Here is a 1,473-nt window from a genome sequence, read left to right on the forward strand (position 1 = left end):
GCAGGGGTTGCGCCGATCAGTGATCCACGTTTGGCCATGATTGTAGTGGTGGAAAATCCACAGGGACGCTACTACGGTGGTTTGGTGGCTGCACCTGTGTTTGCACGAATGATGCAGGAGTCCTTGCGCCTGCTCAATGTGCCACTGGATAAACCCTTAGATACTCCAAAAAACCCAGTCCGTAGGTAGATTATGTCGATTAGTTTTCAACAGATACATCAAATCAGCATAGATGCGGCTTGGTATACGCAACCGTTTAAAGGTTTCTGTCTGGATAGCCGCAAGATTGAAGTGGGGCAAATATTTATTGCCTTAAATAGTTATAGTCAACCTGAAAAAACACGCTTGTTTGCTGAGAATGCCTTGAATGCGGGTGCATTGGCGGTGATTAGTGAAACAGATTTAGGCCTTGCAAATGAATGGGTCTGTCCCGAAGTCCGTTATTTAATGGGTGAATGGCAGAAACAATATTTGCAGGCAGTCGATCCTGTAACAGCGCTGCGTGGAATTGCGGTCACGGGCACCAATGGTAAAACCACCATTTCACGCCTGATTGCTGAACTGATTAGCTCACAGGGCCAAGGCTGTGCAGTGATGGGGACAACGGGCAATGGCATTCTGCCAAACCTTACGCCATCAACACATACCACTTTAGATGCTTTGCAGTTGCAGAACGCATTGCATGACTATGCCAAACAGGGTGCCAATTTTGTTGCACTTGAGGCCAGTTCACATGGTCTGGAGCAAAGCCGTTTAAATGGCTGTGAGATTGAAATTGCGGTTTATAGCAATTTAAGTCGAGACCATCTGGATTATCATGGCACACTTGAAGCCTATGCTGCGGCAAAGGCTTTGCTGTTCAGGTTTACAAGCTTAAAAGCTGTCATCATTAATCTGGATGATACACATTCCAGTCTCATGCTGGATGCAGCCAAAGCCAATCCATCCCAGCCAAAAATTTTGACTTATTCCCTGACCCAGACAAATGCCGATTATCATATCGCCGATTTGCAATACCGTTTGAGTGGGGCAAGTTTTACGCTTATTAGCCCAGCGGGTCGTTATACAGTTCAAAGTCCACTCCTTGGGCATTTTAATGTTGAAAACCTATTGGCGAGCCTGATTGCAGCAGAATATGCAGGTTTTGCCCTGGCTGATCTGGTGCAGTTTGTACCACAGCTCAAGGGTGCACCAGGGCGGATGCAGGTGATACAGGATGCCGAGCGTTTATTTGTGGTAGATTATGCCCATACCCCTGATGCCTTGATTCAGGTTTTAACCACTTTAAAACGGCATGTCACTGGACAGCTTTGGGCAGTATTTGGCTGTGGTGGTGATCGTGATCGAGGCAAGCGACCCCTCATGACTCAGGCCGCACTGGATCATGCCAATCCTGTGATTTTAACGTCTGATAATCCACGTACTGAAAATCCTGAACAGATTTTTACAGATATGAAGCAGGGAATTGATTTT

General features: G+C 46.6%; 2 protein-coding genes. Both read left to right on the forward strand.

Annotation, left to right across the window (positions count from 1 at the left end):
• Nucleotides 1-189, forward strand: a 189-nt coding sequence (locus B4H32_RS10750; RefSeq protein WP_349677408.1) for a penicillin-binding transpeptidase domain-containing protein, incomplete at its 5' end; no start/stop codon positions are given.
• A gap of 3 nt (nt 190-192) precedes the next feature.
• A partial coding sequence (locus B4H32_RS10755) for a UDP-N-acetylmuramoyl-L-alanyl-D-glutamate--2,6-diaminopimelate ligase (protein ID WP_286803030.1) occupies nt 193-1,473 on the forward strand: 1,281 nt, incomplete at its 3' end.

Origin of the sequence: Acinetobacter sp. UBA2063 (genome assembly GCF_002333245.1) — a bacterium.
Classification (GTDB): Bacteria; Pseudomonadota; Gammaproteobacteria; order Pseudomonadales; family Moraxellaceae; genus Acinetobacter; species Acinetobacter parvus.